Source organism: Bacillus clarus (genome assembly GCF_000746925.1).
GTDB classification, from domain to species: Bacteria; Bacillota; Bacilli; order Bacillales; family Bacillaceae_G; genus Bacillus_A; species Bacillus_A clarus.
Genome location: NZ_JMQC01000008.1, coordinates 2,050,596 through 2,068,185, shown reverse-complemented (window position 1 = coordinate 2,068,185; position 17,590 = coordinate 2,050,596). Strand labels below are relative to the sequence as shown.

Below are 17,590 nucleotides of genomic sequence, written 5' to 3'. Positions count from 1 at the left end.
AATGAGAAATATTTTATATTTTACAAAGCGGTTATACTCTTTTACTGGAAACATTCTCATTGTTAATCTCATGGGAATGGTATTGGTCAGTCTTGTAGAAGGAATAGGCATTTTATTATTAATTCCTATGATAAGTATTAGCGGTATTGCGAAGATGAATGAGCAGACAAGCCCTCTTTCAGGGGTTCTTGGATTCCTAGGTGAGTTTCCAACTACTTTAGGATTACCACTTGTATTAGGAATATATATTATATTGGTCGTAGGACAAGCGCTTTTACAAAGGAATATAACAGTTCGTAATGCGAAAATCCAGATACGTTTTATTAATTACCTGAGATTGGAGAATTATCGTGGTTTGTTGCAGGCCAACTGGAGTTTTTTTGTGAAAAAGAGAAAATCAGATCTTATCAATTCTTTGACAACGGAATTAGGGCGTGTTAGCGCAGGCACTAATTTGTTTTTACAGTTGCTCACTTCTTTAATGTTTACATTTATACAGATTGGTTTCGCTTTTTGGTTAGCGGCAGATATAACAATTTTTGTAATATGTTGCGCTGTGGTGCTTGCTTTTCTTTCACGAAGATTTATTAAAAAGTCAAAAAGATTAGGAGGCCGAACTTCAGAGAATTCAAAAGCGTATCTTGCAGGCATAACTGATCATTTTAATGGAATTAAGGATATTAAGAGCAATACATTGGAACAATCTCGTTATATGTGGTTACGTAATTGGGTGGAAGATGTGGAACGTGAACAATTTGCATATATTAAGGTGAGAAATAATTCCCAGCTCTTTTATAAAATTGCATCAGCTGTTTTCATTGCTATTCTTATCTTTCTATCTGTTAAGCTGTTTCAAACGAAAACTGAGCAATTATTATTAATTATTCTTATATTTTCTCGTTTGTGGCCACGGTTTGCAGGGATACAATCAAACATGGAACAAATTGCAGCGAATCTTCCTGCTTTTATAGATTTGCTGGAATTACAGGAAGAGTGTAAGAAGAATATAGAATTGCAAGATATAGAGCAGGATTATGAGTGTATAAATCCTATGCAGATAGAACAATCTATTGAGTGTCAGAATATCTCTTTCCGCTACAATAAAGAAAATGCGGTGTATTCACTTAAAGATATTAATTTGCGCATTCCCGCAAATTGTATGACAGCTATTTCAGGGCGTTCAGGTGCTGGAAAGAGTACATTAATTGATATCGTAATGGGGCTTATGCAGCCAGAGAGCGGTCAGTTATTAATAGATAACAAACCGTTGACAAGTAAGAGCCTATTATCATTGAGAAAATCTATTAGCTATGTTCCTCAAGATCCATTTCTATTTAATGCCAGCATAAGAGACAATTTGAGAATGGTTGAGCCAAATGCAAGTGAGGAGCAGCTTTGGGAAGCATTAGAATTTTCCGCTTCTGCTGAGTTTGTTAGTAGGCTCTCACAAGGATTGGATACACTGATTGGCGATAGGGGAGTCAAACTCTCAGGGGGAGAACGACAACGTCTTGTTCTGGCTAGAGCGATACTTCGAAAGCCTTCTATTTTAGTACTGGATGAGGCAACAAGTGCACTAGATGCTGAAAATGAATCGAAAATACAAGAGGCGCTGGAAAGGCTAAAAGGAAGTATGACAATTATTGTCATTGCGCATCGACTATCTACTATAAATAAAGCTGATCAGGTTATTGTAATGGATCAAGGACAAATTATTCAACACGGTAGTTTCACACAACTGGCAAAAGATGAAAGTGGTTTATTTAGTAGCCTACTTGGACAACAGGCAAAAGTAAATATTTAAATATGGATAGTTATAATTGTTCTTTATAAATTTGAGAACTGTACTAGTTTTATTTTTTTAGGACAGTAACTATATTTAATTATTTATACCATACAACAGAAGTAGAAAACTCCCTTGTTTTTAGGACTAGAACTGGGGGTTCTTTTATTTTTATTTCAGGTAATGATAATGTAAGGAATCCGTGTATATAATTTGCTTTTAAACATAATTAGATCTTATTTTTATGAAAAAATAGTATGTTCTGTATAACGTATAGTATTTGAGATGTTAAATCTTAATTGTAAGATATAACACCTAGATAATATAAGAAAAGTGTAGAAAAATGTATAATTTTGTAGAAAATTACGTCCATAGTGGAAAAAACAAGTGAATGTCAGGTTTTTATTTCTTATTTTTGTCCTTTATAATGAACTATGAATACGACACATAAGGCAAATAATATAACTAATGTATATTGCCTTTCCCTAACTTAGACATACATTCTTTTTTCAACCTCCGTGCTAATTGCTAGTATTGTTTATACGATTTTTAGTAAAGGAAAAAAGGGTGTATCTTTTTTATATGAAGCGCACTTATAGATGTTTTCAGTAGAAAACATTTTTTGGTTTTTCGTGACAAAAATAGTTGAGGATGGGATAATAAGAATAGCGTGTTGGTGGTATGGCCAATTTGGTATATAAGGAGAGAATAATATGCTAGATATTCAACAGATTAAAGAAATTATTCCACATCGTTATCCATTTCTACTGGTCGATCAAATTCTAGAAGTAGAAGAAGGAAAAAGAGCAGTTGGGATTAAAAATGTAACGGCAAATGAAGAATACTTTAACGGACATTTTCCAGAGTATCCTGTTATGCCAGGTGTCCTAATTGTAGAAGCATTAGCACAAGTAGGTGCTGTTGCATTATTAAAGAAAGAGGAGAATCGTGGCCGTCTTGCTTTTTTTGCTGGGATTGATACTTGTCGTTTCAAACGCCAGGTACGTCCAGGAGATCAGATTCGTTTAGAAGTTGAAATGACTCGTGTACGTGGACCTATCGGAAAAGGAAAAGCAGTTGCAACTGTAAACGATGAAATTGCTTGTGAAGCTGAAATTACATTTGCACTTGGTGATAAAAAAGAATAGAGAAATAGTGTTTTCTCTATAGGAAATACGACAGAGCCTTTAGGGTATTTGTCGTATTTTTGTATATATAGTTTGGTTAGTATCAAAAGGAGCGTGCTATACAAAGGGGGAAATTAAGAACATAGGGATTGTAGAATAATTTAGGTAGTTTACCTATTGCCGTGTCATGATTGTGTTTAGTTAGTAACAAAAAATACAAAAATTAATGTTAATATCAATGTTTTGAAAATATATGATAAATGAAAACCCATACACGACAAAATGTATCGAAATTTGTCGAATCGAGTAGTGTAATATTTGTCAATTTCTCGAGTGATTTTCTCAACCATTATTGCTATACTAATGTGAGTTATGTAATATGTTAAATAGTTGTCTAGGGCTAAACATTATTAGGAATAGATGCTAGGTTGTTATTGTCAGAGTAAAATCTGGCATTTTATTTGTTTTCAGAGGTTTTTATGACAAATTATTGAAGGTTGGAGGAAGGCGTGGAAGAAACAATAAGTTTGAAAGAACTATTTACTATTTTAAGAAAACGTTTAGTGATGATCCTCGCCATTACGATTGGAGCAGCACTTGTAAGTGCGATAGTAAGTTACTATTTTATGACACCGATTTATCAAACTTCAACGCAAATTCTTGTGAACCAAAAGAAACAAGATGAAAAAATTATTCAGTATAATGAAGTGCAAACGAATGTGCAATTAACTAATACATATAAAATAATTGTAAAAAGCCCTGTGATTTTAGATAAGGTGAAACGTGAATTGAAGCTTGGCATATCTACTCAAGAGCTAAACGGTAAAATTAACGTAGCAAATGAGAAAGATTCACAGGTGATTGTAATCACTGTTGATGACAAAGATGCGAATTTAGCTCGTGATATTGCAAATACAACAGCAGAAGTGTTCAAAAGTAAAATTGCAAAAATTATGAGTGTTGATAACGTAACAATTTTATCAAAAGCGGAAGTGACAGAAGGACAGTCACCAATTAAGCCAAATAAAATCTTGAATGTAGCAATTGCATTTGTCATTGGATTAATGGCTTCAGTTGGACTTGCATTCCTACTAGAATACTTAGATAACACATTGAAAAAAGAAGAAGATATTGAAAAACTACTTGGTATACCTGTTCTTGGAGTCGCTTCACATATAAAGGGAAATGGTGCAAAGAGTAATAGTTTATTAGCAGCGAAGAGAGTAGGGGGGCATATAATTTAAGCCGAATTTAGAGTGGGAATCCTAACTTAAAGAAGGCCCAATTGTTTTTTGAGAAATTAGGATTCCTTGATGTGAAATGGAAAATAGGGGATACATAGATATAATGTTTTTGGACTGTGCCTGATTTGAATTTATAAAAATAAATAATGAAAATCTAATAAATAAAAAGTAAATAATTCGGGGAGGTTTTTATCATGGCAATACTTGTGACAGGTGGAGCGGGATATATTGGTAGTCATACATGTGTGGAATTGTTAAATAGTGGTTATGATATCGTGGTGGTTGATGATCTTTCTAATAGTGCGGTAGAATCGTTAAATCGAGTAAGAGAAATAACAGGAAAACAATTTGAGTTTTATAAAGAAAACCTTTTGAATCGTGAGGCAATTAATTTGATTTTTGAAGAAAATACAATTGAAGCAGTAATTCATTTTGCTGGTTTCAAAGCAGTAGGAGAGTCAGTAGCAATTCCGCTTACGTATTATTATAATAACATTACAAGTACATTAGTACTATGTGAGGTCATGCAGAAGCACAGTGTGAAGAAGATGATCTTCAGTTCATCGGCAACGGTATATGGTATCCCTGAAAAATCACCCATTATGGAAGAATTTCCTTTAAATGCAACGAATCCGTATGGTCAAACAAAATTGATGATTGAACAAATTATGAATGACATAGCTGTAGCGGACTCTGAATGGAGTATTACATTACTTCGTTACTTTAACCCCTTTGGTGCACATGAAAGTGGACGTATTGGAGAGGATCCAAATGGAATTCCAAATAACTTAATGCCATATGTGACACAAGTGGCTGTTGGGAAGCTAAAAGAATTAAGTGTATTCGGAAATGATTACTCAACAAAAGATGGCACAGGCATTCGTGATTACATTCACGTTGTTGATCTCGCTAACGGGCATGTGAAAGCTCTTGAAAAAATACTACATACAGCAGGAGTACATACATATAATCTTGGTACAGGTACTGGTTATAGTGTTTTGGAAATGGTTGAAGCTTTTGAAAAGGCTTCAGGAAAGACAGTGCCTTATAAAATTATAGACCGTCGTCCTGGCGATGTGGCTGTTTGTTTTGCGGATGTATCTAAAGCGAAGCAAGAGTTAGGATGGGAAGCAAAGCGTGGGCTTGAAGAGATGTGCGCGGACTCATGGAAATGGCAGTCGAATAATAAGAATGGCTATCAAGAAGCAGTATTAATTAGGTGAATGTAATTTTGTTCATATTCTTCTTTTCAGATAAGGGGATCATAATTTCAAAAGGATAATGTTAGATTTATTCCTTGTACTTGGCAAATAGATACAATGATAATGGTAATATGATCCAATGGTTCCTTTGTTCTTTGCTAGATATACAATACACTTTTTGAAGAAATCATGTAAATGTACAAATGCCTCATCTTACCCTAGGCTGGATAAGATGAGGCGTTGTTTGTGTATATAGGTAAGATGTTTTATAAGGAAATATAGAGTGAGTTGGTGATGAAAACGAATCACATGTATAATGGGGGAGTACTTTATTGATTAGCAAACTCATAAAGCTGACTTAAGAAAGAAGGTTACATAATGAAGAAAATTCTATTCTGGATACTTGGTATTATTGGTGTTCTTATAATCGCCGGGGGCGGTTATGCATACTATACGTACTCATCTGTGACGGGTACCTTAGATAAGGTGCATGCGCCACTTGAGCGTGATCATTCTACGAAACGATCTACGGATGTAAAGCTTGGGAATAAACAACCTGTTTCTATTTTGCTGTTAGGAGCAGATGAGCGTGGCGCAGATAAAGGACGCTCGGATTCGATTATGTTGTTAACGTTAAATCCGAAGGACAGTTCAATGAAGATGGTTAGTATTCCTCGGGATACATATACAGAGATTGTTGGTAAAGGGAAGAAGGATAAGATTAACCATGCATATGCATTTGGCGGAATTAATATGTCGGTGAATACGGTGGAGAATTTCTTAAATGTACCGGTTGATTATTATATTGAAGTAAATATGGAAGGTTTCAGTGATATTGTTGACGCTGTTGGTGGTGTTGATGTGAATAATGATTTAGCATTCACATTAGAAGGGATGTCATTTGAGAAGGGTAACATTCACTTAAATGGGGAACAAGCACTGAAGTATACACGTATGCGTAAGCAAGATACACGTGGTGACTTTGGTCGTCAAATGCGTCAGCGCCAAGTGCTAGAAGCGGTTATTAGTAAAGGGGCGAGTATATCGTCTATTACGAAACTAGGCACGATGTTAGAGACTGTTGAGAAAAACGTAAAAACAAATCTAAACCAAGATCAAATGTGGGATCTTCAAAGCAATTATAAAACTGCGATGAATAAGAAAGAAGAGGTTCAAGTTCCTGGTGACGGTCATAAGCAAGATGGTATTTGGTACTATTTTGTTCCAGATCAGGATCGTAAAGACCTTTCTAATAAGTTAAGAGAGCATTTAGAGTTGCCTAAGCAGTAATATATAGATAGAAAGTTTTGAGAGGGTATCGTCGTTCAACATATGTTCGACAATACCCTCTCTTTTTTTGTATGATTTTTGCTATACTAAACTGTACTATATACGTGATGGAAGGAGGATGATGATGAAGATACTCGTAGTTGATGATGAGTCGAGCATTCGTAATTTGATTCGGATGCAGCTGGAGATGGAAGGGTATGAGGTGTTGACGGCAGCTGATGGGAGAGAAGCTTTAGAGAGATGGAATGAGCAGCCGGATGTACTCATTTTAGATGTGATGCTTCCTGATACGGATGGGTATGAGCTATTACGTTTATTCCGTGAGAAGGATCGTGATATTCCAGTTCTCATGCTAACAGCGAAGAGTCAGATGAATGATAAGCTACTTGGCCTTCAGCTTGGTGCTGATGATTATGTGACAAAGCCTTTTAATTATGCGGAGCTTATTCTTCGGGTGAAGAATATGGCGCGGCGCGTGACGAAGAAGGAAGTTCCTTTAGACCATGAGGTGATTCGAGCTGGTGAGTTATTGATTTGTCCGAAGGAACGAAAGGTTCATGTGAGTGGGCAAGAGATTCAGTTAACGTACCGAGAGTTTAATTTATGCCAGCTGTTTGTTTTGAATCCGCAGCGTGTGTTTATGAGGGATGAATTGCTTGAGAAGGTGTGGGGCTTTGAATATATTGGGAATACAAGAGCGGTTGATATTATGGTGCAGCGCCTAAGGAAGAAGCTTGGAGCAAGCGGGGAGTGTATTAAGACGATTTATGGCGTTGGATATAAGCTTGATTGTTAAAAGGTGATGATATGTCGTTAAAACGAAATATGGTGTTTGGGATAGTTGGATTATTGATTCCGATTCTTTTTCTTTTGTATACGGTTGTTTATATTGCGCTAGAGAAGAATATGTATCATAATGCAGCGGATTCTCTTGAGAAGTTAAGTGTAGAAGCACAAATTTATACGATGAACTATTTAGAGAAGGAAGCAGAAGTGGAGACGCTGGGGCCAAATTCACTTTTAATTGCTTCTTATTTAGCGAAGCGGATGGATGTTCGTGTACAGATGATTGGGAAAAATGGAGATGTCGTTGCGGATACGCAAAAAGGGGCATTGCTTCATCGGAATGTAGATATTGAGCGTTCTCTGCAAGGGAAGAAGGCGTATGTTTTTGAAGAGGGAGACCCGGCGCCAATTCTTTTGTTTTCTAGTCCGGTTTATTATGGAAACGATGTCATTGGAGGCATCCGTTTCATAAATGAGTTAACGGATGAGAAGGAAGTTTTAACAAATGTAAGCTATACATTTCTTATTACATCTCTTTGTTTAGTAGCTGCTGGCATTTTCTTTGCGATTCGTTTAGCGAAATCTCTTCATAGGCCGATTGATCAGTTAAGACAAATGGCACAACGGCTTGCGAATGGGGATTACGAAAGTAAGATTGAGCTAAATGAGTATGTGGAGATCGCACAGCTCTCGGCATCTTTTAATGCGATGGCTGATGGAATTGAATTGCATATTAAGCAGTTAAAGGAAGAGAAAGAGAAACAGAAGGATTTTTTAGACCGGATTACACATGAGCTGAAAACACCGCTCACAGCAATTATCGGTTATGTTGACTTAATTCCGAAATTGCAGTCGAAAGAGGATGTTCAGGAAAGTCTTCGTTATGTGTCTGTAGAAAGCCATCGGCTATTATCACTTGTAGAGGAGTTACTTAAGTCTTCGAAGTACGGGACAAGTACGTTTGAAGTGTCACCTACTGTTGTGAATATAAAGGAGTTGGCGGAAGAAGCGATTTCGATTGTGAAACCTCGCCTACAGCAGTTTGAGATTGAGGTTATGAATGAGTTAATGGATGTACATGTCGTTGCGGATTTTGATAAGACGAAGCAAATCTTCTTAAATGTGCTTGATAATGCGATTAAATATAGTGATGCCACGCAAATCCGTATGAATGTAATTGTAAATAAACATGAGGCGAAGGTTTTTGTTCATGATGATGGCATCGGTATAGATGAAGGGTTGCTTGCGGAGTGGAATGAGTCTCCGGGCGGTAAGGTACTACCTTCTAGTTACGGAAATGGCTACGGTTTGTATATTTGTCAGGAGATTATGAATAAACAAGGCGGAAGCATGCGAATCGAGAGTAGTGAAGAAATGGGAACAACGATATTTATTACATTTTTACTTCCGAGGCGTATGGAAGACATAAAAAACTTGAAAGCGGTTAAATGATACATTTATGAAACAATTATGCGGTATTTTCGAAACAACGATTTTTTATCTTGGAGGTAGGCAGAAATGAAAAGGCTATCATTTCAAATTCTTTTAATTGTCTTTTGTATTGTTGCTTCCCTTATTTTGTTTTATGTCGTTGAGAAGCAGTTATATAATCACGTTACAATCGTGAATGACAAACAAGCCGTTTTAGAAAGAGTGAATGAATCCCTTCCTACTGAAGTGAAAGTAAGGCATGAGGAGTGGGGAGAAATCGTTGTAACGGATGAAGTTCGTTTACACGCGATTGTTTCATTCTTTGACCGGATGCGAATGGAGCAAACAGAGGCGAAGATCCAAGAACAAGTATTTACTGGAGAAGTAACGTACTTGAATGGACATAAGCGTACTTTTGCAGTAGGTGACTTGTTCCAGTATGAGGCAAACGTATACGGAAAGAATGGTACGGATCCGATGATCTCAGCATTTCAAACGTATTTGTTAAGTCTGTATTATACACCAGAACGTATTAGTAATTTCTTTGCGGAGGCAAAGGAAGTCGTAGTGCGGCAAGGCGATGTAATACGCAATGCAAATCTTACGCAAGTACTTGATTCTATTCGCGGGGCAAAGCAAATTACAGATTACGGAGAAATTCAGGGATTATTGCAATCGCAGAAGGATCCTATCGCTTATATTACTGCTTATAAAACAGGTAAGCGTGTAAAAAATGAGCGTGAGGATATTCTTACGATTTCTGTATATCCATCATACTTTGTTGTGCAATATCTTGGGGATAATAACGGGAATGTCATGTATATGAAAGGCTCCCTAGCAGCTTTATTTGTAAAGGAGAATGTTTCATGAGAAAGATAGCCTTTTTCTTCTTTTTGCTAGTAATTGGAGGAGCGATGTCTAGTTGCTCTCGAGATACAACCGCTATTAAATATAATAAAAGTGGTCTTCCTATTTTAAATGATCGTCACCTTGTAGCGTATGTAGCGGCTCGTGAAGAAGTTGGTGAAGCTTTGCTTTCATCATTTTGTAAGCCACGCGGATGTACGTATGAATTTATTCGTCTTTCAACAGAAGAGATTCTTCGGAGAGTGGAAGAGGAAGCTGGAAACCCGAAGGCTGATATTATCATTGGTGGTACAGTAGATGCACATCAAATGATGAAGCAAAAGGATTTATCTATTCCTGTTACGAGCCAGCATGCAAATCGTATTTCAAAAAACGTCAAAGATAAAGATGGTTATTGGTACGGTTATGAAGTAGAAAAACTGGCAATCGCGATTAATAAAGAGCGGTGGAATGAGGAAATAGCACCGCTTGGTCTTCCTTTCCCATCAGTATGGAAGGATTTATTAAACTCTGCGTATGCGGGGAAGATTGTTATGCCTGATCCAAATGTTTCAGGGACAGCATATACGCTGTTTCAATCCATTATTGATACTTTTGGTGAAGAAGAGGCGAAGGGATATGTAAAGAGCCTTGCAGGTCAGGTTGCAGAAGTAACGGTGAATGGTTACATGCCAGCTGAGTATGTGGCGAGTGGTGAATATATGATCGGTATTAACTTTATGGGAGACCAGAGAATGCTTCAAAAACAAGGCTTTCCGATTGTAAGTATCGTACCTGAGCAAACAGGGTTGTCTGTTAATGCGATTTCGAAATTGAAGCGTGCACCGAGTGGTATTATTGCGGATTTATTTATTGATTATTGTTTATCAGAAGAAGCGGGGCACATTTTAGAGAAAGTTTCGTTTGGCGTGCCGACAATGTTTGCGAAGAATGAGAAAGAAATCGAAGGTCAGCCAGTTAGAAGGACGAACAAAAATATATCAAATAGTGGAATCATCGAGATATGGAATAGGCAACGTCTCTCTCAAAAGTGAGAAAAGGAGACGAGATTATATGTTTAAATGGCTTAAGCCAGCACCTGCAATTGAAAGATTGCCAGCGAATATGATCGACCAGGTATATCGATTACTACGTATTCGTGTGTTAATCGGAATTTCAGTTGGGTATGCTGCTTATTATTTAGTTCGTAGTAATTTTAATTTATCTACTACGTATTTAGTAGATGAGTACGGATTTAGCACTACACAAATCGGATTATTAGGCGCAGTAATGGCTGTTGTTTATGGACTTAGTAAATTCTTTATGGGAAATTTATCGGATAAGGCTTTTGCTCAACGATTTATTGCAGTCGGTTTATTTTTATCTGGGCTTGTTAATATTTGTTTCGGTTTTGCATCTTCCTTTGGGATGATTTTAACATTACTTGTTTTAAACGGTATTGTACAAGGTATGGGAGCACCACCTTGTAGTATTGTTATGACGAAATGGTTTTCAAAGAAAGAACGTGGTACGAAAACAGGTCTTTGGAATATTTCACATAACGTTGGTGGACTACTTGTTCCACCGTTCATTGGAATTGGTGTAGGTATTTTTGGTGAAAGTCATTGGCAAGGTGGCGTATTTATTTTCCCGGCGATTATCGCGATGGTAATTGCGGTTCTTGTTTGGATTAATGCGAAGGATACGCCAGAATCTGAAGGTCTTCCTCCAATTGATGAATACCGTAATGACTATGAAGATCTTGAAAAAGCAGATAATGCTAACAAGATGTCACCAAAAGAAATTTTAATGAAATATGTAGTGAAAAATAAATTTGTTTGGTTCTTATGTATTGCGAATGCATTTGTTTACTTAATTCGTTTCGGTGTTATTAATTGGGTACCAATTTATTTAACAACAGTGAAAGGTTTTACAAAAACAGAGGCGCATGCAGCGTATTCAATATTTGAGGCAGCAGCGATCCCGAGTTCTTTAATTGTCGGCTTTTTAAGCGATAAATTATTCAAAGGAAAACGTATGCCGTTATGTGTTATTAGTATGGCTGGGGTTGTTGTTGGAACAATCGTATATTGGCAAGCAACTAGCATACTTGTTGTGAGTGTTGCAGTTTCTATTATCGGCTGTTTAATTTATGTACCACAGTTTTTAATTGGTTTAAGCGCAATGGAATTAGTACCGAAATTTGCAGTAGGTACAACAGTTGGTATGTGTGGTCTGTTTGGTTATGTTGGAGGAAGCTTCGTAGCCAACGCAGCAATTGGTATTATTGTTGATCGTTCTGGCTGGGATGGTTGCTTCATGTTACTGTTAGCAGGTGGTGTTTTATCAACAATTTTCTTACTAATTGTTCAAATGGGACATGAGAGAAAAGGTTCTAAAGTGGCATAATCGTTTATTAAAAAAGCTATCCAATTGTTATATTGGATAGCTTTTTTGGATGTGGAATTTATATCGTTTTCATAGTATATCTAAAAATAGGATTATTTCTTAAAACTATCTTAAAAGATAAGATGTCATATTTCTAAACATTGGTATTTTTGTTACAATATAATTGAATGTGTAAAACTTTGTAAGGTGATCGTAATAATGTAAAAAGAAAATACGTCATTTTCAGAAAGTTTTATATAGTTTAATAGTTATTATACTAAGATATAAAGGGAGAGAGAATATGTTACCAAATACGGTTCGGACTCCAAACAAGAAAAAGAAATGGATCATCATCGGGGTTATTGCGTTAATAGCTATCGTTGCAGCTATTAATATTTTTGTAATGCAAGGGAAGAAGAAAGGAACAGCGAAAACAGATGCTGTAAGTTTCGAGAAGGTAACAGAACGTAAATTTAATAATACGAAGTTAATTTCGGGACAAGTAAAACCAGGAAACATTGAAAGCTTTTACGCAGATCCGACAAAAGGAAAAGTGAAGGATATTGAGGTGAAAGAAGGACAAGAGGTAGAAAAAGGAACGAAATTATTTTCTTATGATAATGAAGAAATCAATTTACAGATGAAGCAAGCTGAGCTTGATCAAAAGATGGCTGATATGCGCTATGATCAAGGGAAAAAGAAAATAGATTCATTAAAGAAAGAAGTTAAGAAAGCGAAAGATAGTGGGGCTGGGAAAGAAGTAACAGATCCAATGGAAGAACAAGTAAATGAATTAGAAATGCAGCAAAAGACAACTGATCTTGAGAAAGAAAAAGGAAAGCTACAAAAAGAAGAGCTACAGAAAAAACAAAAAGAACTTACGATTTATAGTAACTTCGCTGGTGTTGTACAGAAGTTAGATAAAGATGCAACACAAAGTTCATCGCAGGCATTAGGTGGACAAGGGAAATCATTTTTACAAATTGCCTCTAAAGAACCATTCCAAATTCAAGGGACATTAACGGAACTTCAGAAATCACAAATTCAAAAAGACCAACCATTTACTGTAACTGCGAAAGCAAATAGTAAGAAGAAATGGACAGGTAAAATTACAGAAGTAAGTGAATTCCCAACGAGTGCAGAAATGGCGCAAGCTGCTGGCGCGGGTGAAGCCACTCAAAATATGTCTCAATATACATATAAAGCAAGTCTTGATAATCAAGATGGCTTATCCCCAGGTTATCACGTTTCCTTACAAGTAAGCTTAGAGAACAAAACGATGATTGCTGTTCCAAGTAAGAGTATTGTAGAAAAGGGCGATGACACATTTGTTTATATTGAAGAGAAAGGAAAACTTCGTAAGCAAAATGTGAAAAAAGGTGCTACTGATGGAGACTGGACAGAGATTGTTGAAGGCCTGACAGTGGGGCAAAAGGTGGTTAAAAATCCTTCCGACAGCGTGTATGACGGAATGGAAGTGAAAGAGAAATGATTACGTTAAATAATATTTCTAAAACATATTATCAAGGTAAGCTTGCTGTACCCATTTTACATGGTATTAGTTTAACGATTCAAAGCGGTGAGTTCGTTTCTATTATGGGACCGTCTGGTTCAGGGAAATCAACGCTTATGAATATTATCGGGTGTTTAGATCGTCCAACAGAAGGCGAATATATGTTGAATGACGTGAATATCTTAACAGCAGACGAGTCAAAACTCGCTTTAATCCGTAATGAATATATTGGCTTTGTATTTCAGCACTTTAATTTATTACCACGTCTTTCCGCAGTGGAAAATGTTGAACTTCCGCTCATCTATGGTGGTGTGAAGAAAGCAGAGCGCCGTAAACGGGCTCTTGAAGCACTTGGTAAAGTTGGGTTGTCTGATAGGGTTCAACATTTACCAAGCGAGTTATCAGGCGGACAGAAGCAGCGTGTAGCGATTGCAAGATCAATTGCGAATAATCCAACGTTCATTATGGCTGATGAGCCGACAGGTGCTCTTGATACGAAATCTGGTGAACAAGTTATGGATATTTTTACAAAGTTAAATGCAGAAGGTACAACGATTGTTATGGTTACGCATGAAGAAGAAGTAGCCGCATACTCTTCTCGTCGTATTGTACTAAGGGATGGGAAAATTACAGAAGATAGAAGGTGTGCGGTATGAGTTTACTAGATAGTATGAAAATTGCCTTATCTTCTATTTTAGCTCATAAACTGCGCTCAGCTCTTACGATGCTTGGGATTATTATCGGTGTAGGTTCTATCATTACCGTCGTTGCGATTGGGCAGGGCGGGGAAGCTGCACTGAAATCGCAATTTGTCGGGTCAGGTAATCAAACAGTGCCGATTCATTATAGTGCAGATATGAATGATCCTTTTGGCATGGAAATGGTAGAAGCACCGAAGATAACGGAAGAAGATATTTTTGAGATTAAAAAGATTCCAGAGATTGCACATGTTGTGACAACAAATTCAAGTATGGAGCCACTTGATATTGAAGATAAAAAAGAGATGGTAAATGTTACTGGTCTAGATAGTGAGTACTTTGCAGTAAATAAAGTGAAGTTATTAAAGGGACGTTCTTTACAAGAAACAGATGTGGATCAAGGTAATAACGTTGTCATGATTAGTAAACAAATGGAAGAAAAGGTATTTAAAGATGTCAATCCTGTCGGTAAAATTATTGAAATGAAAGGTCAACCGATGCAAATTATCGGTGTCTATAAATCAGATAATGAGTTTATGGGAATGGGACCGTCAGAAGCATTAGTTCCAATTTCGTTATGGCCGACACTGTATGGAAAAGATGAAATTCAAAATATTTCTGTTCAAGCAAAAAATGTAGACAATTTAGAGAAAGCAGGTAAAAAAGCTGCAGATGTGTTAAATAGTCGTAAACCAAGTGATGCAACTGGTAAATACGAAGTTATGAATTTAAAAGAAATTCAAGAAGGTATTTCAAAAATGACGGGTATTATGACGATGATCATCGGCGGTATCGCTGGTATTTCATTAGTCGTTGGTGGTATTGGTGTTATGAACATTATGCTTGTATCTGTAACAGAGCGTACGCGTGAAATTGGGGTACGTAAAGCACTTGGAGCGACGCGTAGTAAAATCTTATTACAATTTTTAATTGAAGCGGTTATGCTAACGCTTCTTGGTGGATTGATTGGAATTGGGCTTGGTTATGGCGGTGCATATATTGTTTCCACGTTTGCAAAATGGCCACCGCTCGTTTCATGGGAAGTTGTCGTTGGTGGCGTACTATTCTCCATGACACTTGGAATTATTTTCGGATTAATTCCAGCGAACAAAGCTGCGAAATTAGATCCAATTGAAGCACTTCGTTATGAGTAAATTACTAGTGTGGTAGAGGGGAACCTCTCTACTACACATACATATTGTTCTAGTGGGCGGTTCGTAGCCTCGAGTTTAAGAGGATGTGAACCGCCCGTTAGAACGGGTTATATAAATAGAAGGAGGCGTTATAATGGAAGCGAATTTGAATACGCAAAAAGTGGGCGGAGAGAAGCCATCTTTATTTGGAATGATTACTTCTCCTGGTGTGCAGTTTGAAAGAATGAAAACAAAAAGTCCGGTTTGGGGAGCATTTATTCTTTTCATTATATTAACGGCAGCGATTGCAGGAATTGGTATGTATCAAATAATGAATCATCCAGAGGTAATGAGTGAGGTACCAAATGCTGAAGCGGCTAAAGTGGCTGGTTATTTTGGGATGGGCCTTGGGGTTGTTGGTGGCCTATTTGGTACAGCGTTTTGGTTCTTTGTTGCAGCAGGAATTTATAAAGTCATTATGATGTTTATGGGGAACGATACTCCATATATGAAGTTATTATCCATTTATGTATACACATATACGATTTCAATTTTAGGTACAATTGTGAATTTTATTATTAGAATGATTCTTGGTGGAGATATAGAAACTTCATATACAAGTTTAGCGACTTTATTTGAACCAGGTACAGTGGCTCATGGTGTTGCTTCGTCATTTGAAGTTTTTAATATTTGGGGATTAGTTGTGATGGGATTAGGATTACACATTACAGCTGGATTAAGCAAAAAACAAGCAACAATCTTAATTGTTATTTTCTTTATCCTTTCAGTTGGATTTAGTAGTTTAAGTGGCCTTGTGCCGAAATTTGATGCATAATTTGCTCCTTTAGAAAAAGTGACTCTTCAGTAGAGTCACTTTTTTATTTTTATCTCTATTTCAAATAACCCCGATAGAATTTCAAATGCCACTTAACGAAATTTCAAATTATGGATACAGCATTTGAAATAAGCTACGATGAAATCCTTCGTAGCTTTTTATATTGTAAAAGTACCGCGGAATAACGAAGAGGTATACCTTTTAGAAATAGGTATAATGTGAAACCAGCGACTTTTACAGACGCAGTTACATTGTATGAAGGTATGATTAGAAATCAAATGAAAAAGCTTAGTATTTACCGTGATTATGAAGAGTACTATCAGTGCGGGTTAATTGGTCTTTGGTATGCGTATGAAAGGTATGAGGAAGGAAAAGGAAGCTTTCCTTCTTATGCGGTTGTAACGGTGCGAGGTTATATATTAGAAAGGTTAAAGAAGGAGTGCAAATTTCAAGAAAGATATGTATGTGCTGAAGAAATTTTTGAGCAACTTAGTGAAGTAACTATTTCATCAAAAGTACAAGATTTCATAAGTTTATTAGATGAGAAGGAAAAATATATTATTTGGGAACGTTTTTTTGCAGGAAAGACAATGCATGAAATAGCGAAAGAAACGAGACTGACATATTATCAAGTGAGATGGATATACCGACAAGCATTGGAGAAAATGCGTAAAAGTATAGAGGGATAAATTATAAAAGGAAGGTAAGAAAAATCATACCTTCCTTTTGTAATTTATTAAAGAGATTTTGGTTTATTTGAGAGGTCCGTTAATTTATACGTATTTCTAAATTGCGGTGAATCTTGCATGTTCATTCGGCATAATAGAAATCCAGCTTTCAAAAACTGTTGCTGCATTTGATAAAAGCTAGTAATAATAATCTTATTAGTGCCATTATAAAAATGAATTTTGGATTGTTTACGATTATTACAAAGTTCTACTTTATGTATGTGATTATAGAACACCCAGGTGCAGTCTAAAGATGAAGGAGATTTTGTAGGGATAGCGCATATATATTGCCGATAATCAATTGGAATGGGAATGTTTTGTTTAAAATCAAAGCTTGCTTGAATGGCATCTCTTCTTCCCTTATAAGTAGAATAGAGTTGTAGTATACAAGCTTGTTGAATGAGTTGTAGAGCTGTTTGAGATGAGTAATGAATACTTCCGTTACATTCTGTGATTTTTGTACGGTGAAAAGGGTGTGCGTAGGGCTCAAGTATCATTGTAGAATTGGAAATAGTATTATGCTTCACAATATCAAGCACTGAAAAATTCCTCCTTAAAAGTATTTAATTGATTGTATTATTATATA

Annotated in this window: 16 protein-coding genes; 15 read left to right on the top strand and 1 reads right to left on the bottom strand. The window is 36.4% G+C overall.

Annotation, left to right across the window (positions count from 1 at the left end; genetic code table 11):
• The first annotated feature begins 1 nt into the window (after position 1).
• The 15 genes from DJ93_RS11605 to DJ93_RS11535 all read left to right on the top strand — a co-directional run bounded on the left by DJ93_RS11605 (position 2) and on the right by DJ93_RS11535 (position 16,965).
• Complete coding sequence (locus DJ93_RS11605; RefSeq protein WP_042980973.1) at positions 2-1,804, top strand: ABC transporter ATP-binding protein; 1,803 nt, start codon at positions 2-4, stop codon at positions 1,802-1,804.
• A gap of 692 nt (positions 1,805-2,496) precedes the next feature.
• Positions 2,497-2,931 carry a 3-hydroxyacyl-ACP dehydratase FabZ gene (gene fabZ, locus DJ93_RS11600; RefSeq protein WP_042980972.1) on the top strand — a complete coding sequence of 145 codons (435 nt, stop codon included), beginning with the start codon at positions 2,497-2,499 and terminating at the stop codon, positions 2,929-2,931.
• A 488-nt stretch (positions 2,932-3,419) separates the two neighbouring features.
• Positions 3,420-4,154: a YveK family protein gene (locus DJ93_RS11595; RefSeq protein ID WP_042980971.1), complete on the top strand. Its 735-nt coding sequence runs from the start codon at positions 3,420-3,422 to the stop codon at positions 4,152-4,154.
• A gap of 194 nt (positions 4,155-4,348) precedes the next feature.
• The gene (galE, locus tag DJ93_RS11590) at positions 4,349-5,377 is read left to right on the top strand and encodes a UDP-glucose 4-epimerase GalE (protein ID WP_042980970.1); all 1,029 of its coding nucleotides are present in this window, start codon (positions 4,349-4,351) and stop codon (positions 5,375-5,377) included.
• Between the two features lie 357 nt (positions 5,378-5,734).
• Entirely contained in the window at positions 5,735-6,646 is a 912-nt protein-coding gene (gene tagU, locus DJ93_RS11585; RefSeq protein WP_080743444.1) for a polyisoprenyl-teichoic acid--peptidoglycan teichoic acid transferase TagU, read from the top strand.
• 124 nt (positions 6,647-6,770) lie between these two features.
• On the top strand, positions 6,771-7,442 hold the full coding sequence (locus DJ93_RS11580) for a response regulator transcription factor (RefSeq protein WP_042980968.1): 672 nt from the start codon (positions 6,771-6,773) through the stop codon (positions 7,440-7,442).
• Between the two features lie 11 nt (positions 7,443-7,453).
• On the top strand, positions 7,454-8,884 hold the full coding sequence (locus DJ93_RS11575) for a sensor histidine kinase (protein ID WP_042984187.1): 1,431 nt from the start codon (positions 7,454-7,456) through the stop codon (positions 8,882-8,884).
• 66 nt (positions 8,885-8,950) lie between these two features.
• Positions 8,951-9,733 carry a DUF3919 family protein gene (locus tag DJ93_RS11570; protein ID WP_042980967.1) on the top strand — a complete coding sequence of 261 codons (783 nt, stop codon included), beginning with the start codon at positions 8,951-8,953 and terminating at the stop codon, positions 9,731-9,733.
• Positions 9,730-10,764, top strand: coding sequence for an ABC transporter substrate-binding protein (locus tag DJ93_RS11565; protein WP_042980966.1), 1,035 nt, complete (start codon positions 9,730-9,732; stop codon positions 10,762-10,764). The genes DJ93_RS11570 and DJ93_RS11565 overlap by 4 nt, the downstream gene beginning before the upstream one ends.
• Before the next feature lie 19 nt (positions 10,765-10,783).
• Positions 10,784-12,118 carry an MFS transporter gene (gene pgtP / locus DJ93_RS11560; RefSeq protein WP_042980963.1) on the top strand — a complete coding sequence of 445 codons (1,335 nt, stop codon included), beginning with the start codon at positions 10,784-10,786 and terminating at the stop codon, positions 12,116-12,118.
• A 280-nt stretch (positions 12,119-12,398) separates the two neighbouring features.
• Positions 12,399-13,589 (top strand): efflux RND transporter periplasmic adaptor subunit, encoded by a 1,191-nt coding sequence (locus DJ93_RS11555; RefSeq protein WP_042980962.1) that lies wholly within the window; start codon positions 12,399-12,401, stop codon positions 13,587-13,589.
• Positions 13,586-14,266 carry an ABC transporter ATP-binding protein gene (locus tag DJ93_RS11550; protein WP_042980960.1) on the top strand — a complete coding sequence of 227 codons (681 nt, stop codon included), beginning with the start codon at positions 13,586-13,588 and terminating at the stop codon, positions 14,264-14,266. Before DJ93_RS11555 ends, DJ93_RS11550 begins: the two co-directional genes overlap by 4 nt.
• Positions 14,263-15,462, top strand: a complete 1,200-nt coding sequence (locus DJ93_RS11545; RefSeq protein ID WP_042980959.1) for an ABC transporter permease — start codon at positions 14,263-14,265, stop codon at positions 15,460-15,462. The genes DJ93_RS11550 and DJ93_RS11545 overlap by 4 nt, the downstream gene beginning before the upstream one ends.
• 133 nt (positions 15,463-15,595) lie before the next feature.
• A complete protein-coding gene (gene yknW / locus DJ93_RS11540) occupies positions 15,596-16,276 on the top strand; it encodes a YknW family membrane protein (protein WP_042980957.1) in 681 nt (226 codons plus the stop codon).
• A gap of 218 nt (positions 16,277-16,494) precedes the next feature.
• Entirely contained in the window at positions 16,495-16,965 is a 471-nt protein-coding gene (locus tag DJ93_RS11535; RefSeq protein ID WP_042980956.1) for a sigma-70 family RNA polymerase sigma factor, read from the top strand.
• A gap of 47 nt (positions 16,966-17,012) precedes the next feature.
• Here DJ93_RS11535 and DJ93_RS11530 read toward each other — a convergent pair whose 3' ends face one another.
• Complete coding sequence (locus tag DJ93_RS11530) at positions 17,013-17,543, bottom strand: competence protein ComK (protein WP_042980954.1); 531 nt, start codon at positions 17,541-17,543, stop codon at positions 17,013-17,015.
• Positions 17,544-17,590: the final 47 nt, after the last annotated feature.